Below are 20,392 nucleotides of genomic sequence, written 5' to 3'. Positions count from 1 at the left end.
GTCCTCCTACTCACCCGCGGTATCCAGCCAACCCAACTGCACTATCTGCGGACTCTGGCCGTGCGCCACCCAATAGCCACGACCAGGCGGCTGTTCGCAGGGTTTTACGCCGAGGATGGGGCCGTCATCGCGGGTGCCGTCCATGACAAAGACGCTGGCACCCTGGTCCTTAACTGCACCCATGACCGGGTCGTGAAGGGAACGCAACGCCCCGCTGATTCGACGGGCAAGAAAGATATTGAATCCGATGTCGGCGGCATGAGCGATGACTTCTGCCAACGGCAGCAAGGGGTTACCCCGAGATCCGGCCACCAGATCGTAGTCATCGACGATGACATTGATGGTTGGGCCACTCCACCAATTGCGGGCCTTCAGCTGCGCCGGAGTGATGTCCGGTTGTGGAAGACGGGCTTTCAGCACCTCCGCGAGCTCTGCCAGCATAGGCGTCGCCGCAGCAGCCGAGCCCGCATAGCCAGCCAGCCGCTCTTCGGGCACGGCTTCCATTAACCCACGGCGATAGTCAATTACGACGAATTTCGAGTCCGACTGCGAGTAACCCAGCTGATGAATGATGCCCCGCAACGCCCCAGTTCTGCCGCTGCCCGCCGAACCGAATATCAGCAAGTGGCGGTCCTTTTCTGGATGGAATATCACCGCCCCCAGACCAGCTTCCTCGAGCCCCACTGCGATTGCTCCCCTCGTCGCAGCCGCCGGTCGCGGCAAACGCGCAATATCAATCCGCCGTGGCAGCAACTGGAGCCTTGGTGCATGCTCACCGTGCGGCACCGCCTCCGCAATCCGCTTGGTGTCCGTGGCACCGGTAAGAGCTACCAACATCGCGAACCCGCCCGGTGAGACTCCACGTCCTGGGCTCTCCGGCACCAGCTCCGCCGCCTTACGGTCAATCATCGAATCCATCGACTCCGCCTGCCGCAGCTCAATCCGCGTACCGATCAGGTCACGAACGGCGGGCCGCATGTCGGTCCAGCGATAGGTAGTGAGCAGGACATGAACCCCCACTGCCAATCCATCTGCAATCAGAGCCTGCACATCGTCGCTCAGCACAGGAAACTCCGTCTTGAACGCAGCCCAGCCGTCGATGACCAACACCGAATCGGCCTGTCCCGCCGCCCGCGCTGCTTCCGGCGAGAGCCATCCGTTAGCACGAAAGAGCTGTTCACGACGGCTTACTTCACGCCGCAAAAAACCAATCGTACGGCGAATAAGCTCCTCGTCCCCGCGGTGCGCAACCGACGCCACGTGGGGCAACTCAGCCAGGTCGCTCAAGCCTCCCGCACCGCAATCAACGATATAAAAATGCAGGTCACGGGCGCTGATACCGTCGGCAAGCGCGAGAACCGCCGTGCGTGTGGCAGTAGTCTTACCCGACCGGGGCGCCCCAACAATTGCCACATGCCCACCGGTCGTGCGCAGGTCAATCCGCAGTGGATCCTGACGCTGATAAAGCGGCTTGTCCACCAGCCCAATCACACCGGTCAACCGCTGCCGCGGCGACTGCTCGTCGCACTGAAGCTCAATGGCTTCCGGAAGAGGCGGTAGCCACACCCGATGGGCGCGTGTGGGGACGTGCGACACCGCAGCCACCACAGCACCAAGCACCGTCTGCTCCGACTTCTGCTCAGGCGGATTCGCCGTTACACCATCGCTTGACGACGCACCGAAAGCCTCCCGCGCCCAATTCTCGGCGGTAAATTCAGCAACAAATGCGACTTGGCCCTGCAGCCCCTGCCCGGCCGCACCCGTCGCACCGTCATCAGGCTGCGGGCTAACCACCGGGCCGGAAACATAAGCTGACCGAAACCGCACCGGCTCGGCAGCAGCAGATTTGATATACCCAATGCCCGGGATAGCCGGCAGATGATAGGCGTCAGGCACCCCCAGCACACTGCGAGACTCCGCAACAGAGAAGGTCTTCAATCCAATGCGGTAGGAAAGATGGCTTTCCAGTCCGCGTAAACGACCTTCCTCCAAACGCTGACTGGCCAACAGCAAATGCATATGCAAACTGCGTCCCAACCGCCCAATCGCAACGAAGAGCTCCGCGAATTCCGGACGTGCGGAGAGCAACTCCGAAAACTCATCCACCACGATTAGCAGCGCAGGCATGGGCGGTGCGTCAATCTGCCCGGCGCGCCGGGCTTCCTCATAATCGCTGACACCGGCGAAATTCCCCGCAGCGCGCAGCTGCTCTTGACGCCGGGTCATCTCGCCACGCAAGGCGGCTTCCATGCGATTGACCAGGATAAGCTCCTGTTCCAAGTTGGTAATCACTGCCGAGACATGCGGCAGTTCATCTAGTCCTAGAAACGTCGCACCGCCTTTGAAGTCCACCAACACAAAGTTCAACTGATCCGGACTGTGTGTGGCGGCGAGCCCGACCACAGTCGTTCGGAGGAATTCCGACTTACCCGATCCTGTGGCACCGACGCACAGACCGTGGGGTCCCATACCGCCCTCAGCGCTCTCCTTGAAATCTAGGTACACCGGTGCGCCGTCGTCATCAGCCCCAACGGGAATGCGCAGACGGGCACTGCCAGCGCGCGGTCGGTAGCGCAGAGTTGTCGGCGGAGGGTACAGCCCGAGCTCCTCCATGACCGGATCTTCCGAGGTCGTAACAGAATCATCTGCACTTGTCGGTTTTTCAAAACGCGCCAAGCTCCGTCCGAGCACCTCCGCTTCTGCCGGACTCAGCTGATCTGGCACGCCAATCTCCTCCCTCCCGGACGCAGTTTCCGCATGCACCGCAGTATCGGAGACGACCAGCGCGATGCCATGGTGAACGGCTGCCTCCCACAGCATTGACTGCGCCTCGACGACGGACAGCAGAACTATCGATGTCTCCGCTCCCGCCGAGTCAAAAACCGGTGCCAATTCAGTGGCATCGAGCTGCCCGTTCGAATCCGTCAACACAATGATCACCGCAGCTGGCAGCGTGTCTATAGCTGTGAACAACTCGACCAGTTCTGCGCAGGTCGCCGCTCGTAACCGCGCCGGGCCACAGGTATCAGTAATGGCGGGGTGTGCGTGGTGTGGCACCCATTTCAGCCAATCCCACCCGTCTCCAACAACTGCGATTAAGCAATCCTCCGAATGATGCAGTGCCGCGGCTTGGGCAACCATCGCTCGTGCCAGCCCCTGCGCTGCAGCATCTCCGGTGAGCGCGATGATGTCAAAGGCCGACACGTCTATGGCAAAGGGCACTTCCCCAACCTGACGGGCCGATCGAATCACTTCCCGCAGTGCTACTGCGGACACCGGATCCAACTTCTCGGGCGCCGGAATTGCCGGCGGTGTCACAGGCGTTGCGGGCTGCTGCGTTGCCACCCCGATGCGCAGCTGCAAAAAATCCGAGTCCCCCTTTCGACGCTCACACGCCCGCCCCATCGCCCCCAGCTGCCACAATGTTCCAGGTAGAGGGTGGATAAACTGCGCCGATTCACGCTGCATCGTCGCTGCTTTCGCCACGGCCCGACGAATGCTGGACAAGTGCCTCTGATAGTCCTTGCGTGCGGGGGCCATGTCCTTATTTCCTGACCCGCCCGACACCATCATGCCCACGGTGGAAAACACCATCATCAGCGGAAACATAAAAGACATCGGGTTTCGTCCCATTCCAGAGACAAACATCAGCACCACCATGCCAACCACTGCCACAACCATGATCAACGGCATGAGTGCACGCATCAGCGGCACCGGCTGTGGCTCCGGCGCTTCCGGTGGTGCATCCGGCGCGATTGTGCCCGTCATTGGTTGCGGACCCGCTTTTCGAGTAGCCGAAATCTCCGCCTGTGCACTAGTCACAAAAATCCCCCCGCTATTTTTCGCCCCTTGTGTTCACTCGACGGCCAATCCCCCGACCAATCGGTGTGCACACAGCTTAAAACACGCCCCGGATTCACGCAGCGCGGACTCGCGCGGCACATGGCTGAGCCCGGTAAGCGGGGGCACGCGCAGTTACTACTCCGAGTAGCGCTCTAGCGAGTTGTACGACACTCTAGAGGGACTAAAGCATGCACAATTCATGGGGGGAAATACATGCTGGGGGAACTCATTCGCGTGCGCATTGACGCCGCACACATGCCCGAAGATACCAATCGAGCACACGCAGACCTTGCACTACCGACCAATGTCTCTATCGCCGCACTCATACCGGATATCCTGCAGATTTTCGATATTGAAGTTGCCGACTTCCCGCTGGCGCAGTGGCAGCTACGAACCGCCACCGGCACGATTTTGCTTGCCGACGACACTCTGAACGAAGCCGGTATTTCACCAGGTGAGCGTCTCGTGGTTATCAACGATCCAGGACCTGTACCCAAACCTCGACTCTTCGATGCCGCCGATGCCATTACCGACACCACCTATACCGATGGCATTGGCACGGCTGATCTCATCGTCGGCTGTACTGCCGCCCTCGTGGCCACAGCTTCAATCGCGGCTGCCTCACTGAGCTTGAGCAGTACCGATTCCACGCTGGCCGCGGCAATCAGCTTCATCGCGCTGCTGGCCGTCGCCGGCGGACTGCGTCTGGCCCTGATGCGTAGTGCACGCCCAGCGATTGTCATGGTTTTAGAGCTGCAAGTTCTCGTACTGGCCGTCACTTCGGGGCTCTGCTTTGTCGGTCTCGGACTGCATCACACTCTCACCGACTGGCCACCGACTGCCGCAATCACCGTTGCGTTTGGCATTACCGGTTTGATATTTCTCATCCTCAATCGCGATGACGGCAATAACCGCATCACTGCTACCCTGGGCGCCGGCAGCCTCAGTACTGCAGTGACCTACGGTATTTACGCTACGGCTGTCGCGCTTTCCCACAACCCTGTTCAATCAGGAGCACTCACCGCTGCCAGTGCAGTCATCCTGATGCTGCTGGCGCCTTCCATCGCGATTAAAACTACCGGTATTCGCGTACCAAAAGTCCCTGCCGCCGGCGAAAGCTTTGACGACAGCGAATCTCCTGAAATATCCCACAACGCACCTAAGCGGGCGGGTTGGCTTCTCGACGGCATCATCTGTGGCAGCACCGGAAGTCTCAGTATCTTCACACTGGTGGTACTTTTCTCTGGAGGCAGTGCGAGCAGGTGGTGGCCCCTGGTCATGGCCGTTGCTGTCATCGTCTTTTGTGCCATCCACTCCCGTGGCCAAGCTCGGAAAGTAGCTTCCACCAGCACCGCTTTAGCTGGCCTTAACGTTGCTGTGGCCGTCGCCTTACAACAGTGGTTCGAGGGCAATTGGCCAGTCTCCGCAGGCATTGTCGTCCCCATGCTTGCAGCCACCGTCTTAGCCGCATTTCCTGCGTCACGCATCTCACCTACGACACGCCGCATTGCTGAGCTAACCGAAGCCTGCAGCATCGCCGTCATTCTGCCGATTGCGGCCATCATTGCTGAATTCCCCGAGTTCGTAAGTGGGTTCTTCCAGTGAAAAATCCACTTTCCAGGAACACCATAAAAACTCGCATCACCGCCACGACCGCACTTTCCACACTGCTCATCTCCACGTTGACGGCGGCCGCCTCAGTCGCACCGCCGGGAATCGCACCGATAGCGGCTGCCCAGGGCAGTCAAGATTGCGTGGCCACGACGTTGTCGTCGGAAAGCGCGCTGCACGAACCGACAGTGATTGAAAAAGTGCTTCGGTTTCGCCAAGCATGGCAACTGACGACGGGCGTGGGGATTACAGTGGCTGTAATCGACACCGGGGTCTCACCCAATGAGCGCCTGGGCGAGGTCCTCGACGGCGGTGATTTTGTCGACGGCACCAGCGGCTTTGTAGACTGCGACGGTCATGGAACTCTAGTGGCCGGCATTATTGCGGGTCGACCTGGGGCCGATGGTTTCGCGGGATTGGCGCCCGACGCGCGAGTGTTGTCGATAAGACAAACGGCCGATGGCGAAGGCAATTTGGAATCGCTGGCACAAGCTATCGACAAGGCCGTCGCGGAAGGTGCAAGGGTCATCAATATTTCGCTGACATCTTGTGCACCGGCTGGCGTGATGCCCCTAGGTGCCACGGATGTTGCCGAGAGCGTCGCACGCGCGGAAGTCTCTGGCGCAGTAGTGGTCGCAGCGGCGGGCAATAAAGGCGACAGCTGTCAGGACGGATCGGTGGCATGGCCCGCAGTCCTGCCAGAGGTCATTGCAGTGTCAGCGGTACAGTTCGATGACGCCGGCCAAGCACAACCCTCGGAGTACGCGATTACAGGACAGTGGGTCAATGTCTCCGCTCCCGGTGGCCCCATACTCGGTCCCGATCCGCGCACCCCTGCCGGTCTCATCGACCGCCATGTGTTCGGGTCCGGGGAGAACACCCGTGCCCAGCAAATTGCTGGCACCAGTTTTGCCACGCCAGCCGTGTCGGGAACGGCTGCCCTGCTGCTGGCACGAAATCCAGAGCTTTCCCCGGCCCAGGTTCGCGATATCATCTTTAATTCCGCGAGTCCGATCAGTTCCGGACTCGGCCTTGGGCGCGGCATCATCGCGCCTTATGACGCACTGATTTGGACCACTGTGGACACCGCTGCTCAGCACGACGCCAACCCCGCTGCCGCACCGGCTCCCCCGGATGCGCTTTCTTCGCAGCAGCGCAATGCGCCACTGCGGGCGACCGGTTTGCTCCTGATTTGCGTCTTGGGGCTAGGCGCCTGGTTGCTCTCCCGCCCCGGACAGCGGCCCTAGTGCCGCCTGCTTGCTCAGCTCAGGGCCACCGCGCAACGCAGTCAGAACTTCCCAGTCCACTGGCCGTGTGCCACCATTATCGGCATTGGCTGACGCATTAAAACCGAGGGCAGCCAACGATGTGCGATCGTGCACAGCAAAGCGCATTCCCTCCGGCGAAATGATGTGCACAGCCCCATTTACGCTTACTGCAATCGAGCTGCGCTCACGGCTGCGGGCATCCACGAAACCGTCGACGGCCACACCCGGACCGTCAGCGTGCGGATAATCCACGTGCCTCCCCTCCGGAGCATGCTGGGACCACTGCACGTGCGCGTGCGGCTGTCCCGCTATTCGCCCAGCACACAACCAGCCACCGGCATCGGTAAACTCCAGCGGCTCTTCAGGAAGGCCTAGTACTACTGGCGCATTCGCAACGGGAACTGCCGCTAGCTGCCCCTCACTGGCCTGCAGAACTGGACTATGCGCGGCTAATAGTTCTCCTAGCACCGTCGAGAGAGTCGCGGCACCGTCGGCAAGCACAATGACGCGCCGCTGCCCGACCTCAACTACGTTGCCAACGGTGTCGAAAGGCGCGGCGAAATGGGTGGGTGCGCCGTGGTCCGGGATGGCCGGCGCGGCCAGAATCGGAACCTCCGGAATCGCCCGAAGCAACGCGGGGCTGACAGGCCGGACGGCTGCGCGCTCCAGCCCCAGAGCTCGAGAGACAGTGGCATGCTCCGGATGGTTGGTATCCAACCGCGAACGATAGCCCTGCGTAATCAGCCAAAGGTTTTGGCCATCGGCTACAACAGCACTGTCTGAGTGGGACCGGGTAAGATGCTGCGGCTCCGTGTGTACTTCTTCAAGACGCGCAAGTGACTCTGCAACAATCCACGGCTGCCCGAGATCCTGAACCGTCCGATCGCACACCGACAGCGCCAACTCCGGCACCCCTGCGTTGCCCTTCTTTGCAGACCCCGAACGCACCGAGCCTGCCGACGCGGTCGGAACTGCAGGTGCCCCCTCAATCCCAACAGCAAAACTGATGTCCTCTTTGTCGAGCTCGCTACTGCGCACCCGCTTCGGCTCAGCAGGATTGCCCAAAATTAACCGCGCCGATGCGAGGTTCGCGACTGGATGCAAACGACCATTGACACGTACATGCAGGCCCTCCGACCCCGACACGACAATCAGCTGTTCATTGGAGCTAGAACCGCCCTGCGGCCGCACCAACGACAGCACCGCAGTTCCGGCAGCCAGTAAAACCACCAGCGCACAGCCGATAAACAGTGCTCGCGTTCGCGTGCGTAGAGGATCGTGCAACATTCGCGAATCTGCACGCACGAGCGCGTGTTCAATCCGGCGAATCAAGAACCTATGACCGCTGACCTGGCTAGGCGTAGTCGGCGTACGTGGCATGAGTTTCCCCCAAAACTATTCCCCCAAATAATTTTCTACTCTGCAGAGTAAGCCAGTTCACGCTAGTGTGCGACCAGGGGAATTTTAGTGGGGAACATATTGGGGGAATTTTTCACATGCCATTGTCATTGTGGCTGCTCATCGCAGCAATCATCATTACCGCGAGTGCGCATGTCCCTGTGCGCGGCCGCAGCCTTCGCGACCGTCTGCGGCGCACCGAGCACGGAAAACTCATCGGGCTTCGCCTCACTCCCGGTCTGCGCAGCCAGCTGAGCTCTGCCGATATCGTCTCGCTTGCCGACGACAGCCCAGTGACCTTAGACGCCTTGTGCTTCTATCACGTTGCGCCTGAAATCCGCGGAGAGCATGCGCACCGCTACTTCCGGGCGGCCGAGCGCTCCGGCACAACCCCTGAGCCCTGGACACATCTGGTGGCAACTATTCCGACGGAAGTTTCCACTGCCAAAGCGTTGCACTTCCTCATCCACCGGCTAGGGATTCAAGGTATTCGCGCACGGCGGTTGACGAATCAGGAGTGTGCTCTGACCGCGAGTGCTGCGGGGATAGTTCAGCTGCGCCGCACCGGGCGTTCTCATCATGTGGCTGCGCTGGGTCGCAAACCACACCTGTGGTTTAGCCGGCAGCGAAACATTGCTATCACCAATGGCCCGGCGCAGGCCATTGGTGTCGGAGCCAGTGGCCAAACCATCACGATGTGCCCCGCAAGCCTGCCTCGGCTAGAGGTTGACTGCGGCACTCAGGACATTTGCGAATTGCTCATTGGAATGCTCTCGCTGGGGTATCGAGTCGGCATTCGTACGTCCCGACCACAGTTCTTTGCCGTGGCTCTCGAGCTAGGCGCAGTACTTCTGACCCGAGCTGGCGATGACACCGTCGACCTGGTTGTTGTCGAAGAGCACGAGCCTGAGTTGCGCACTGGGATTGCGCGAATCATCGAGGTCAGCCGTGTGAGTTCCGCCATGGCAGTGGCTTCGAAAGCGCTGACGCCGTGCCCTCGACTGGTGATGGGCGAATTCACCTGGACACTCTCTACCGCTCGAACCACCGATGAATTGCAGCCACTGGCTATGCGGGTAACTAACGGTTCAAGCCCGGAATCAGCCCGCCGAAATCTGGCAGGCCACCTGGAGCCTGGGGATCGCCGGACTCACCCGGATCCGTTGGGTCATCTGGAGCGCCATTTTCTTGGTCACCAGGCTGACCGCCTGCTCCAAGAGGCACCTCATCCTTCGGCATCTCGGCACCGGTGACATTGCCGTTGTCGATAGTGGCATTGCCCGCTGGTCCCGAGCATTCCAGAGTCGACGGGCCGTAGGCCGAGCAGCTATATCCAAATGCGTTCAACTGAGAATTCGCTGGCAGCGTCTTCATCTCACCTGTCGGCGGGAAGGTAAGGACCTCGTAGGTCACACCACCAGGGTTCCAGGACACAGCATTGGCTGGAACCTCATTTCCTGTGCCGTCATCGACCATCGGAGGATTGGCAAGATTCACCTGGCAAGCCAAGTAGGCATCACCGCTCAAATCGTTGAGGAAACAGCGCGTCGTGCCGTCCTCCAGCTGAAAGAGTCGAGTATTCGGGCCGTCAGCGGGCGTGTAGTCCGCATCATTGACCTGGGCAATCTCAGGGGTTTCCGTCGGAGTCTCTGATTCCGTCGATTTTGTCGACTCCTCCGTCGGCTTCGGTGAAGTCGAGGATTTAGTCTTGGCGGAAGAACTGATGGAGCGGTCCGAGACCTCCGGCTTAGCTGGTTCGTCGTCTCCACATCCGGCCAGCGCGAGAATCATCATCGCACCGGCTGCAATAGTTGCCATAAATTTATTCGTCCGCATGGTGTCCTAACCTACCCGACCATCGCTCCATCCCCTAGTAGCCGAGGGAGGAATTACTTCCGGAGAACTAGCGCGCATCTCATCGATGCGTTGTGGCGAAATCACATCATTGAACGCGAAGATAGTTACCTCCCGATCTCGATAAACAGGGGTTACTCCTGGAGCTCGCCACATTTCTTCCTCAGGGAATTCTAAATCCTCCTTGGCGTCCCAAATACCCGGGGGTGATAAATAGATGAATCCAACGTTGAGCTTTCGGGCTGCTCGGTCGACATCGTTTACGCCATCCGACCGATCGGGATCTGCAAATCCGAGGTAATCAGCGTGCCAATACAACATCGAGGTGGCTGACCATTTATTCGCCACTGGCCAGTCATAGTGCGGGAACACTACCGGCAAGTCATTGCGGGGGTACATCCAGCCTGACCCCTCTGGCGGATTGGTAAAGGTGCGGTACTTATGTGCCTCCGGCTGCTCAGCCAACCAGTCAAATGCCTTCAAATCAGCACTGGAAATGATTTGCCATTCCCGAGGAGTCTTGTATGAGAAATCCGCAGCGCTAGCATTAGACGCCACTCCGTAGACCACAAGCACAGCAGAGCTCGCCGTCGCTAAGCTCAACCCCAGAACCTGTCCTGTTGAAGGCACCTTGGCCTCACTAATACGGGCTGCCCACGCACAGGTCCACGCGACTGCGATGCCCGCAAACGCGGAAAACAGGTACGCGGTGACCATCACCAACCGGTGAGGCGTGGAATAGTGGAGATTCGTATACAGCGCAAGAATATCCCCCGGCACACCACCAAAATGATTGAGTGCGTGGGTGGTCATCAACACCGAAACAAACCATGCCGGTACGACCCACACACGTCGGCGCGAAAAGTCCGAGAAGACCAAAAATGCCATCCCGATAAATCCGAGGATGATGATTGGCCAAAACGGCCGAAACTCCTCGGTATGGCGAGTCAGCATTGTCGCGCCTCGATACCACGCATCAAAACGATTAAGGTCTTCCACCTCAGCACTGACGGCACGCACATCCTCGGTCTGAGAAGTTCCCGTAAGCCACTGTGGTAAAAGAACTGCCACTGCTGGCACAAAGGCGGCTGCAATCGCCGCGACGTCGTAAAGCTTGGCGCGAACCGCACCCAGTTCAGGATGTACGGGACGCGGCAGGCGATAGCACAGCCACCAGATTGCACCGATCATAACGACCGTCGGCACCGATGCCGGATGGAGCTCCCCGATACCGATTATCGCGAGAGTGGCGCTCAAAATGCGCTGCGGCGCGTGTGGGAGCGACGTGACAAAGGCGAAGACGGTAATCGCTAGCGCGATGGCTACCTGGTACGGCCAGGCACCCACAAAGACCCCGACGGGCATCAATACCGGAAGTGCTGCCGAAACAAGCGACGCAATCCCCGCGGCAACTGCGGTCGATAGCTTTCGGCGATCAACAATTCGCCAGGTCAAAGCTGCAGCGGCCGTCGGTATAGTCACCGCTGGAATGATAATGCCGAGATAATTGACCGCCTCGGTAATCGGCAGACGGACAATCAATATCCATAGCGCACCAAACGCATGCCATGCGGCGGGATAGTAAGAGACCGCCTGAGTTTCCACATTTTGAATCTCGCCCATCCTGGTGGCTGAGGCCACGCCGTCTTCCGTAATCGAACGGAGCACACTGGCATGCCAGAGCGTGTCCCAGCCCTGCTGAATAGTCGCCATCCCCTGAGGCATAGGCGCGACCCGACTAATAGCGGTCCACGCGAGAACGACCGCAGCGATGATGATGCCAATACTGGCCATTAGCCCATAGCCCAGCTCCCTCCATCGCCTATCTGCGGCCGGCTGCGACTCAGCCGACACCGAGTGATTAGCGCCACCGCGCCGTCGACGAAGCAACGCACTGCCACCGCTCCAGCACAGCGCAAGAAGCGCTACGACCGCCCAGCAGATAGATGCACTGACCAAGGTAAAGCGCACGTCTAAAGCACCGAGCACCCAACCCGCGGTGCCTGCGATACCAAACGTCACCGCTGGACCGAGAGCCAGCGCCCACGGGGTGCGAACACCGCTGGCTCGCACCACAACAGCGCCGGGGATTACGAGCAGCGCAACCAAGCTAACAATTGCCCACACCACTACCGAACACTCCTCCTACGGTCGCTTTCTTCAGAAAATACTACTGACAGCTCGTACATTTAAGCCTCGTTCAGATCTGGCCGGGCATCGCGACGTTCGCGAGTCTGCTCCGCCCTCGCCGCCAGGTCAGCATCCTCGGGGTAATCAACACCTACCAAGCTGAGCCCACGTGCCTCTGCCACGGGAACCAGTGGAGAACGCTTCTCTTCGGCCAGCAACTGTTCAGTAAATCCGACCGCACGTCGCCCCTCACCGACGCTAAGGCACGCTCCAACCAGTGAGCGCACCATAGACCAACAGAAGGCGTCGGCAGTCACATGGGCCTCGTACAACTCGGGTTCTTCCCGTGTGGAAACGTCGAACCACTGGAAACGCTGCAAATCCCTAGTGGTTGTCGCATGCGGCTTGTGCCGGCAAAAAGCGGCAAAGTCATTGAGCCCCAGCAGAGCATCGGCCGCCACCTGTATGCGTTCAATATCCACAGATCGCCGCCAGTGGGCAGTATCGCGCGCTCGAGTAGGCAGTGGACCACTGATACTGCTGCTAACACGATAAACATAATGTCGACGTAACGCGGAAAAGCGGGCATCAAACCCTGGGGGCGCAAACGAAGCGCCGCGAAGCGTCACATCCGCGGGCAATAGCCGCGCTACACGACGGACCAAGTTACCCGGGTCCCCTGCGATGGAACGAGTATCCAAACAGGAGACCGGCACATCCGCGTGAGCCACCTGCCCGGAGGCGTGCACACCAGCGTCTGTGCGACCGGCCACAGTCAGCTGCACCGGTGTGCGCAACACCTTCTCCAGGGTTGATTCCAACGTCGCCTGCACGGTCCGCACTGGCTCTCCAGTGGGCTTATTGCGTTGGGCAGCCCACCCGTGGAAATCTGTCCCGTCATAAGCGATGTCAAAGCGTAGCCGAGCCAGGTCAGTTGCTGTGCTAACGGTATCGGCATAGTCGGCAGATTCGCACGGAGTTTCCGGAATCGTTGGAGTAAGTGATGTCACGCTTAACAGATTGTAGCGGGGACCGCGGATTAGAAAATCGACAGATTGCCTAGCAGGTCGTCCATGCAGCGCTCGATATCGCCACCGTATCGATTATCGCGACCGAAAACAGAACTAAACTCGGGGCGCGGTGGCCGTCGTAAAGCACAAAGAACCCCCGCTGAGCGTTCAAATATGAACTGCTCAGCGGGGGTTAAAGCTGTGACGGCCAGAGACCATCGGCGAGGGAAACTAGTTCTCCTCTGCAGCCTCAGCCTCAGCAGCCTCAGCCTCTTCGGCCTTTGCCTCTTCAGCCTGCTTGGAAGCAGCAGCGCGAGTTGCGCGGGTAGCCTCAGCAGTTGCAGTCTCTTCCTCAACCAGGGCGATCAAAGAGATCGGAGCGTTGTCGCCCTTGCGGTTACCCAGCTTAATGATGCGGGTGTAGCCGCCGTCGCGATTGGCGAACTGCGGAGCGATCTCGTCAAACAGCTTCTGAACTGCGTAGTTGTCGTTAAGCAGCTTGGCAACGTTGCGGCGGTCTGCGAGAGTGCCGCTCTTTGCCTTAGTAATCAGCTTCTCAACGTACGGACGCAGCAGCTTGGCCTTGGTGTCGGTGGTCTTAATCTTGCCGTGCTCGATGAGCTGCTTCGCAAGGTTAGCCAGAATCTTCTTCTGGTGCGAAGCGGAGCCGCCGAGACGGGAACCCTGCTTAGGGGTAGGCATAGGTATCTCCTCGTTTTAATGAAGTCGCGTCGGTGAACTACTCGTCGTAGCCAGCGCTTGCGCCATCAGTCCAGTCAGCGTCATCACCCGAGGCAGCGTCCAAATCAGCGACAGCAGCCGGGTCGAAGTTGTTCGGGGAATCCTTCAGAGCGAGGCCAAGCTCAGCGAGCTTCTCCTTGACCTCATTGATGGACTTGTCACCGAAGTTGCGGATATCCAGCAGATCCGACTCGGTACGAGCAGCGAGCTCGCCGACGGTGTGGATCTCCTCGCGCTTGAGGCAGTTGTAGGAGCGCATAGAGAAGTCCAGATCCTCAATCGGAGTCTGGTACGCAGCGACATCCTCAGCCTCGCGCGGGCTCGGGCCAATCTCGATACCTTCAGCGGACTCATTCAGCTCACGCGCCAGACCGAACAGCTCGACCAGGGTCTTACCTGCAGACGCCATTGCGTCGCGAGCGGTGATCGAGTTCTTGGTCTCGACATCGATAATCAGCTTGTCAAAGTCGGTACGCTGCTCAACACGAGTAGCCTCCACCTTGTAGCTGACCTTCAGAACTGGCGAGTAAATCTGGTCCATCGGAATGCGGCCAATTTCGCCACCGGAGTTCGGGGTCGCCGGCACGTAGCCGCGACCACGTTCAACGATCATCTCAATATCCAGGCGACCGGAGTCATTGAGGGTAGCGATGTGGTGATCCGGGTTGTAGACCTCCACACCAGCCGGGCACTCAATGTCAGCTGCGGTAACCGCACCTGCACCTTCGCGACGCAGGTAGACGGTAGCCGGCTCATCGAACTCGCTCGAGAGCACCAGACCCTTGATGTTCAGGATGATGTCGGAGACATCTTCCTTCACGCCCGGGATGGTGGTGAACTCGTGCAGCACACCGTCGATGCGGATGCTGGTAACTGCAGCGCCCGGGATGGACGACAGCAGCGTACGACGAAGGGAGTTACCGAGGGTGTAACCGAAACCCGGCTCCAGCGGCTCGATGACGAACCGGGAGCGAGAGGAATCAATGTAGTCCTCAGTCAGCGTTGGGCGCTGGGAAATGAGCATTTTCGAAAATCCTCCAGGTGGCGACCGCTATATGACGCCATAGGGAATGAATGGATGCAAGCGAAGTTAGTTATTACTTCGAGTAGAACTCGACGATCAGCTGTTCCTGAAGCGGAATGTCGATCTGTGCGCGTTCCGGGGTCTGGTGCACGAGGATGCGCAGGGACTCAGGAACAACCTGAAGCCATGCCGGGACGACAGCGTCGACCAGGTTTTCCTGTGCCTCTTCGAACCAAATCATCTTCTGCGACTTCGGTCGCACGTCGATGATGTCGTACTGGCTTACCTGGAAGGACGGCACGTTAATCTTCTTACCGTTAACGGTGAAGTGGCCGTGGGAAACCAGCTGACGAGCCTGGCGGCGGGTGCGAGCCAGACCAGCGCGGTAGACAACGTTGTCGAGACGCGACTCCAGCAGGACGACGAGGTTATCGCCAGTCTTGCCCGGACGACGGTGAGCCTCGGCGTAGTAGCGACGGAACTGCTTCTCCATCACGCCGTAGGTGAAACGTGCCTTCTGCTTCTCCTGGAGCTGGAGCAGGTACTCCGACTCCTTGATGCGAGCGCGACCAGCCTGCCCCGGAGGGTAGGGACGACGCTCAAAGTTCATGTCGCCACCGACGAGGTCGACGCGGAGACGACGGGACTTACGGGTTGCGGGACCGGTATAACGGGCCATTTCTGTTCTCTCCTTACCCTATTCCTAGACGCGACGACGCTTCGGCGGACGGCAGCCGTTGTGCGGCTGAGGGGTCACATCCGAGATCGAGGACACCTCAAGGCCAGCGGCCTGGAGGGAACGGATGGCGGTTTCGCGGCCCGAACCCGGGCCCTTAACGAAAACGTCGACCTTCTTCATACCGTGTTCCATAGCCTTACGAGCAGCGTTCTCGGCGGCCATCTGAGCAGCGAACGGAGTGGACTTACGAGAGCCCTTGAAACCGACGTGACCAGAGGAGGCCCACGAGATAACAGCGCCCTTCGGGTCCGTGATGGACACGATGGTGTTGTTGAAGGTGGACTTGATGTATGCGTGGCCCTGAGCCACGTTCTTCTTTACAACGCGACGGCCGGTACGACGGCCGCGTGCGGACTTCGGAGCTGCCATGTTTTACTTCTTCTTTCCGGCGATCGTCTTCTTCGGACCCTTACGCGTACGAGCGTTGGTCTTGGTGCGCTGACCACGGACCGGCAGACCACGACGGTGGCGCAGACCCTGGTAGGAACCAATCTCAATCTTGCGGCGGATATCAGCCTGAACCTGACGGCGGAGGTCACCCTCGACCTTCCAGGTAGCTTCAATCACGTCACGCAGCGCAGCAACCTGCTCATCGGTGAGAGCGTCGGTGCGCAGATCCGGAGAGATGCCGGTCTTCTCCAGCAGCTCATTGGCACGGGCGGGGCCGATGCCATAAATGTAGGTAAGAGCGACCTCCATACGCTTGTTGCGTGGCAGGTCAACTCCAGCAAGGCGTGCCATACGGCAAATTCCTTCCGGTTGATGCGGTGGTTTACTCCACTGCCATCCTTCCCAGACCCGGCTTACTCGGTCGGATGCCGAGTCGCACAGGTGTTATAGAAAGGCTCCAGCCACCGTTGCCGGAGGTAGTCTCGCTTACTTCTGCGGAAAAGCTTTCATAAAGAACCGCCGCGCCGAACTGCTGAGACAGCAGGTCTCAGCATCACGCGGCCGTCACCAGAAGCAGCTAGGACGGTGGAGTTTCTGTCTAGTTAGTAAATGAGCTCATAACCACTAACAACAGTGGTCAAGTCGATTTACTTGTAGCGGTAGACGATTCGCCCACGCTCGAGATCGTACGGAGAAAGCTCCACTACGACTCGATCTTCCGGGAGAATACGGATGTAGTGCTGGCGCATCTTGCCACTAATATGGGCGAGCACCTTGTGCCCGTTGTCCAGCTCCACTCGGAACATCGCGTTCGGCAAGGGCTCGACGACGCGGCCCTCAACCTCAATTGCGCCTTCCTTTTTAGCCATGTCCTCCACGTCTCTCTGGCGGATACCCGGGACAGCCCCGGCACCAGTTGGGAAATCTCTACTCTGCCTGGTGTTTTAGCAGTTCCGCGCAGGGATAATCATCACTGCAGCGACACTGCGCCTACACCATCGCCCAACTTTACACGCGACCTGCGTATTTACCAAATAGCACCACTACGGCATTGCCGGCAGGCGACGGCAGGCGACGGCAGGCGGATTCACGCCACGCGGGCAGAAGTCATCGCGTCCCAAGTGGCGATATTCTGACCTCTGTTCTGATTTTTCGCGTGGCTTTTACCTCGAGTTAACTACTCGGACATTGATAGATATCAAATTAGTGACATGTCCAAAATCATGCCTTTGAGTGTCCGCGGCTATAACTCCGCCAATAATTCTGCTACTAAGTCTCTGTTCAAGCACCGCTCCGTTGCGGGCTTTGCGGTGGCCGCACTTTCACTGTCCAGTCTTATCAATCCAGCAGTGGCCGCCCCTGCAGCAGCAGAGGTAGGAGATCAGACTATTGGCGCGGTTAACGGTTCCGACATTCTCACCAACGCCATCCCAGGCGTTGCTGATCGCGTTATCCTCTCTCCCACTGAGGATGCTTCAACCGGCATGAACGTCACCTTCCGCGCAGATACTGCCGACGCTACCGTTGAGTACCGCCCAACTGGCACTGACCAGGTTCGTACTGCAACCACTACTGAGACAGGGAGGACAAATCGCGTCCACCAGTTCGCGGAGCTCGCCGACCTTACTCCTGCGACCGAATATGAATACCGAATTATCACGGCCAACGGCGCTTCCGGACCTTGGGACACTTTCCGCACCGCAGCTGCCGCCCCTCAGGATTTCGACTTTATCTACTTTGGCGATGCCCAAAATGGTCTGACCGAAGAAGCGAAGATTTCCGCACAGGCGGCATACAACGCTGTTCCGAATGCCGCATTGGCGGTACATACTGGCGATCAAATTAATGATGCCGATGACGATGAACAGTGGAATCAGTGGTTCGAAGCGCAGGGACCTACCGCACGCACGATGCCCATGTTGACCGCCCTCGGCAACCACGAACTCAAAGGTGATCCGCTCGCAAAGAACTTCCAAAACCACTACACTCACCCGACCAACGGTCCCGCTATCCTGCCGGAGAGCACCTATTACGCGGACTACCAGGGCGTTCGATTCATCGCGTTGACCTCGAACAACCTTTTCCTTTCACAGCAGGCACGGTTCCTGGACGAGGCGCTTTCTTCCAATCCAAACCAGTGGTCTGTAGTGATGTTCCACCAGCCGGTATACAACGCCACAACTAAGCGGATTACCACCACAAACTTGCGGTACTTCGGCGACATCCTGGAAAAGCACAATGTCGACTTGGTCTTGAACGGCCATGACCACGCATACGCTCGAGGACACCGCTTCGACAATGAAGTCGACGGCGAAAACACCGGCCCTGTCTACATGGTTTCCTCGGCTGGTTCAAAGTTCTACGAAGCTGAACCAGAAAATGCCGCCTGGGATAACAACGGCGCAAACCGCAAGGTCTGGGCTAAGGAGACTGCCACCTACGCCAAGACTTCGGTTCAGGGCTGCACCATGACTGTCGACTCCGTCATTACACACGAGGGTGCCGACAACTACACCTCGACCAGCATTAATGCCGCTGGCCGGACAATGGACTCTTTCACCATCGACAAGTGTGGTGAGTCTAAGCAGGTTCGCGACAACATCTAGTGGCCGTCAAGCACACTGAAAACGCTTGACGACGCACTGGCTATTCATACCGAGGAGTCAAAATTCGGGGGCCGTCCGCCGTGGCGGCAACTGTGTGCTCCCAATGGGACGCCGGCATTCGATCAGCGCTGACGACCGTCCAGCCGTCGTCAAGCTCATCGCTACCCCACTCGCCGCCGAGAATGAGCATCGGTTCGATGGCCAACACGGAGCCTTCGACGATGCGGGGGCCCTTGCCTGCTTTGCCTTCGTTGGGGAGGAAGGGATCCATGTGCATCTCGCGCCCGATGCCATGCCCGCCGTATCCATCGACGATGCCGAGCTCAATATCGTGGCGCAGTTCAGCCTCTCGTGTAGCCATTTCTAACGCGTACGAAATGTCGGTGAGGCGAGCACCCGGCACCATTGCTTTAATGCCTTCGGCAAGGACCTCCGACGTCGCAATGTTTAGTTTTTCGACATCTTCACTCAGCTTTCCGACACCGAAAGTCAGTGCCGAATCGCCGTGCCACCCCTCCAGAATTGCACCACAGTCAATCGAGACCAGGTCGCCTTCGGATAGAACTGTGGACGAGGACGGAATGCCATGAACGACAACTTCATTCACGGATGCACAGACAGACGCCGGGAAACCTTCATAACCAAGGAAAGATGGCGTTGCACCAGCATCGGTAATGACCTGATGGGCAATCTCATTGAGATCTGCCGTGGTCACACCTGGTTTTGCAGCATCTCGGCAGGCCAGCAATGCACGGCCGACAATCTCGCCGGCCGCTTGCATTGCGTCCAACTCCCCCTCGGTGCGGGCGGGAACTACTTTGCGGCGTCGTCGAAAACTCATCACGTTGGTTGAGTCTACTCTGCCTTGGATAGGGGGCCACCGGCTAACCGCGCCACACAATCTGAGCGAGCAGCGCTCCCCCCCCCCTCCCCAAAAAAACAGCGCGGGGATTCATGTTTCTCCATGTGGCGCTGCATGGGAATCTTTACAAATGCTCATTGGTGACAGCTACGCCACGATCAATTCGTTCCAGTTCGCTTCAGCTTGCTCCAGTTCGCTTTAGCTTGCTTGAATTTTGACGTAGTTTACACGCTAACAAGAGCTGCCTTACGATAACTGGCATGCATTCACTGTTGAAGTCCGCAAAAACTGCGGGCGCTGTTATTGCTGCCAGCTCACTTTTCCTGGTTAGCGCATGCTCAAGCAATCCCGAACCGCCGTCAGCACCGACTGCTCCGCCCGCTGCTCCCTCCGAAGAATCGTCGGGCACCACTGGGAGCGCCGCGGGTTTCATGGGCACCTCTGCGCTGCCTGAGTCAATCCAGAATTTCACTCCTGATGCAGTTAAGGAAGCGGTTGGTAGCTGCGTCGAATCGGATGACTCTAAACCCATCATTTTTGGCAGTGAGAGCGTACATGGCTTCACCTGTGTGATGGCTGTTGGCGACAGCGGCACTGCGATGCTCAGTACGGCCGAGGACCCGGCCACTGTCAGCCGGATTAATGAAAAGGCTGAGTCCGTCGAGAACTACGTTCCATACGAGCTACCCGGCAAGCACGCATTTAGCGGCGTCAACAAGGGCTCCCCTTTCGTTATGGTCATCGACGAGGATAACCGCATCTACCAGGAGTTTGTTTTCGCGAATATTGATGCCGATGCCGCACAACCGCTTATCGATGAAATCATTCAGGACTTCCAGTAGCCCTAACCTGCAGTTCAATCCAGGGAACTCACCCAGCATCAACTCTCCGCTGCCGTAACGCTCTGATTTCGCTA

Annotated in this window: 16 protein-coding genes; 5 read left to right on the top strand and 11 right to left on the bottom strand. The window is 58.7% G+C overall.

Annotation, left to right across the window (positions count from 1 at the left end; all coding sequences use genetic code 11):
• Window positions 1-6 precede the first annotated feature (6 nt).
• A complete protein-coding gene (eccCa, locus tag ADA16_RS07890) occupies window positions 7-3,822 on the bottom strand; it encodes a type VII secretion protein EccCa (RefSeq protein ID WP_152680745.1) in 3,816 nt (1,271 codons plus the stop codon).
• 234 nt (window positions 3,823-4,056) lie between these two features.
• On the opposite strand from eccCa, the gene eccD reads away from it, so the two are divergent.
• Both eccD and mycP read left to right on the top strand, forming a co-directional pair.
• Window positions 4,057-5,448 (top strand): type VII secretion integral membrane protein EccD, encoded by a 1,392-nt coding sequence (eccD, locus tag ADA16_RS07885; protein ID WP_048760692.1) that lies wholly within the window; start codon window positions 4,057-4,059, stop codon window positions 5,446-5,448.
• Entirely contained in the window at window positions 5,445-6,701 is a 1,257-nt protein-coding gene (gene mycP, locus ADA16_RS07880; RefSeq protein ID WP_048760690.1) for a type VII secretion-associated serine protease mycosin, read from the top strand. The genes eccD and mycP overlap by 4 nt, the downstream gene beginning before the upstream one ends.
• On the opposite strand, the gene eccB is transcribed toward mycP, so the two are convergent.
• The gene (eccB, locus tag ADA16_RS07875; RefSeq protein ID WP_048760689.1) at window positions 6,660-8,102 is read right to left on the bottom strand and encodes a type VII secretion protein EccB; all 1,443 of its coding nucleotides are present in this window, start codon (window positions 8,100-8,102) and stop codon (window positions 6,660-6,662) included. The two genes, mycP and eccB, sit on opposite strands and share 42 nt — an antisense overlap.
• Before the next feature lie 116 nt (window positions 8,103-8,218).
• On the opposite strand from eccB, the gene ADA16_RS11020 reads away from it, so the two are divergent.
• The gene (locus ADA16_RS11020) at window positions 8,219-9,373 is read left to right on the top strand and encodes a hypothetical protein (protein ID WP_082150683.1); all 1,155 of its coding nucleotides are present in this window, start codon (window positions 8,219-8,221) and stop codon (window positions 9,371-9,373) included.
• 589 nt (window positions 9,374-9,962) lie between these two features.
• On the opposite strand, the gene ADA16_RS07865 is transcribed toward ADA16_RS11020, so the two are convergent.
• The 8 genes from ADA16_RS07865 to infA form a co-directional block, all read right to left on the bottom strand.
• Entirely contained in the window at window positions 9,963-12,104 is a 2,142-nt protein-coding gene (locus tag ADA16_RS07865) for a DUF6541 family protein (RefSeq protein WP_048760686.1), read from the bottom strand.
• Between the two features lie 59 nt (window positions 12,105-12,163).
• Window positions 12,164-13,033 (bottom strand): tRNA pseudouridine synthase A, encoded by an 870-nt coding sequence (locus ADA16_RS07860; protein ID WP_048760965.1) that lies wholly within the window; start codon window positions 13,031-13,033, stop codon window positions 12,164-12,166.
• A 312-nt stretch (window positions 13,034-13,345) separates the two neighbouring features.
• Window positions 13,346-13,816: a 50S ribosomal protein L17 gene (rplQ, locus tag ADA16_RS07855; RefSeq protein WP_048760684.1), complete on the bottom strand. Its 471-nt coding sequence runs from the start codon at window positions 13,814-13,816 to the stop codon at window positions 13,346-13,348.
• 37 nt (window positions 13,817-13,853) lie between these two features.
• Window positions 13,854-14,879 carry a DNA-directed RNA polymerase subunit alpha gene (locus tag ADA16_RS07850; protein WP_048760682.1) on the bottom strand — a complete coding sequence of 342 codons (1,026 nt, stop codon included), beginning with the start codon at window positions 14,877-14,879 and terminating at the stop codon, window positions 13,854-13,856.
• A gap of 73 nt (window positions 14,880-14,952) precedes the next feature.
• Window positions 14,953-15,558: a 30S ribosomal protein S4 gene (gene rpsD / locus ADA16_RS07845; RefSeq protein ID WP_005509964.1), complete on the bottom strand. Its 606-nt coding sequence runs from the start codon at window positions 15,556-15,558 to the stop codon at window positions 14,953-14,955.
• A gap of 24 nt (window positions 15,559-15,582) precedes the next feature.
• Window positions 15,583-15,987 (bottom strand): 30S ribosomal protein S11, encoded by a 405-nt coding sequence (gene rpsK / locus ADA16_RS07840; protein WP_016422078.1) that lies wholly within the window; start codon window positions 15,985-15,987, stop codon window positions 15,583-15,585.
• A 3-nt stretch (window positions 15,988-15,990) separates the two neighbouring features.
• Window positions 15,991-16,359 (bottom strand): 30S ribosomal protein S13, encoded by a 369-nt coding sequence (gene rpsM, locus ADA16_RS07835; RefSeq protein WP_005509836.1) that lies wholly within the window; start codon window positions 16,357-16,359, stop codon window positions 15,991-15,993.
• Between the two features lie 296 nt (window positions 16,360-16,655).
• The gene (infA, locus tag ADA16_RS07830) at window positions 16,656-16,877 is read right to left on the bottom strand and encodes a translation initiation factor IF-1 (RefSeq protein ID WP_016422077.1); all 222 of its coding nucleotides are present in this window, start codon (window positions 16,875-16,877) and stop codon (window positions 16,656-16,658) included.
• Between the two features lie 342 nt (window positions 16,878-17,219).
• Here infA and ADA16_RS07825 point away from each other — a divergent pair, with 342 nt between their 5' ends.
• Complete coding sequence (locus ADA16_RS07825; RefSeq protein WP_048760681.1) at window positions 17,220-18,614, top strand: purple acid phosphatase family protein; 1,395 nt, start codon at window positions 17,220-17,222, stop codon at window positions 18,612-18,614.
• Window positions 18,615-18,654: 40 nt separating this feature from the next.
• Here ADA16_RS07825 and map read toward each other — a convergent pair whose 3' ends face one another.
• Window positions 18,655-19,455 carry a type I methionyl aminopeptidase gene (gene map, locus ADA16_RS07820; RefSeq protein ID WP_048760679.1) on the bottom strand — a complete coding sequence of 267 codons (801 nt, stop codon included), beginning with the start codon at window positions 19,453-19,455 and terminating at the stop codon, window positions 18,655-18,657.
• Between the two features lie 281 nt (window positions 19,456-19,736).
• Between map and ADA16_RS07815 the strand changes: the two genes are divergently transcribed.
• A complete protein-coding gene (locus tag ADA16_RS07815) occupies window positions 19,737-20,318 on the top strand; it encodes a hypothetical protein (RefSeq protein WP_048760677.1) in 582 nt (193 codons plus the stop codon).
• The last annotated feature ends 74 nt before the right edge of the window (window positions 20,319-20,392 follow it).

Source organism: Corynebacterium vitaeruminis (assembly GCF_001054325.1).
In the GTDB taxonomy this organism is placed as follows: Bacteria; Actinomycetota; Actinomycetes; order Mycobacteriales; family Mycobacteriaceae; genus Corynebacterium; species Corynebacterium vitaeruminis_A.
The sequence above is the reverse complement of the archived record's forward strand: the minus strand, read 5'-3'. Positions and strand labels throughout refer to the sequence as shown.

What these genes read in the sequence shown, in the direction of transcription:
- eccD (WP_048760692.1), top strand. Translation starts at nt 4,057, where the DNA reads ATGCTGGGGGAACTCATTCGCGTGCGCATTGACGCCGCACACATGCCC.
- eccB (WP_048760689.1), bottom strand. Translation starts at nt 8,102, where the DNA reads ATGCCACGTACGCCGACTACGCCTAGCCAGGTCAGCGGTCATAGGTTC.
- ADA16_RS11020 (WP_082150683.1), top strand. Translation starts at nt 8,219, where the DNA reads ATGCCATTGTCATTGTGGCTGCTCATCGCAGCAATCATCATTACCGCG.
- rplQ (WP_048760684.1), bottom strand. Translation starts at nt 13,816, where the DNA reads ATGCCTACCCCTAAGCAGGGTTCCCGTCTCGGCGGCTCCGCTTCGCAC.
- ADA16_RS07850 (WP_048760682.1), bottom strand. Translation starts at nt 14,879, where the DNA reads ATGCTCATTTCCCAGCGCCCAACGCTGACTGAGGACTACATTGATTCC.
- rpsD (WP_005509964.1), bottom strand. Translation starts at nt 15,558, where the DNA reads ATGGCCCGTTATACCGGTCCCGCAACCCGTAAGTCCCGTCGTCTCCGC.
- rpsK (WP_016422078.1), bottom strand. Translation starts at nt 15,987, where the DNA reads ATGGCAGCTCCGAAGTCCGCACGCGGCCGTCGTACCGGCCGTCGCGTT.
- rpsM (WP_005509836.1), bottom strand. Translation starts at nt 16,359, where the DNA reads ATGGCACGCCTTGCTGGAGTTGACCTGCCACGCAACAAGCGTATGGAG.
- infA (WP_016422077.1), bottom strand. Translation starts at nt 16,877, where the DNA reads ATGGCTAAAAAGGAAGGCGCAATTGAGGTTGAGGGCCGCGTCGTCGAG.
- ADA16_RS07825 (WP_048760681.1), top strand. Translation starts at nt 17,220, where the DNA reads ATGTCCAAAATCATGCCTTTGAGTGTCCGCGGCTATAACTCCGCCAAT.
- map (WP_048760679.1), bottom strand. Translation starts at nt 19,455, where the DNA reads ATGAGTTTTCGACGACGCCGCAAAGTAGTTCCCGCCCGCACCGAGGGG.
- ADA16_RS07815 (WP_048760677.1), top strand. Translation starts at nt 19,737, where the DNA reads ATGCATTCACTGTTGAAGTCCGCAAAAACTGCGGGCGCTGTTATTGCT.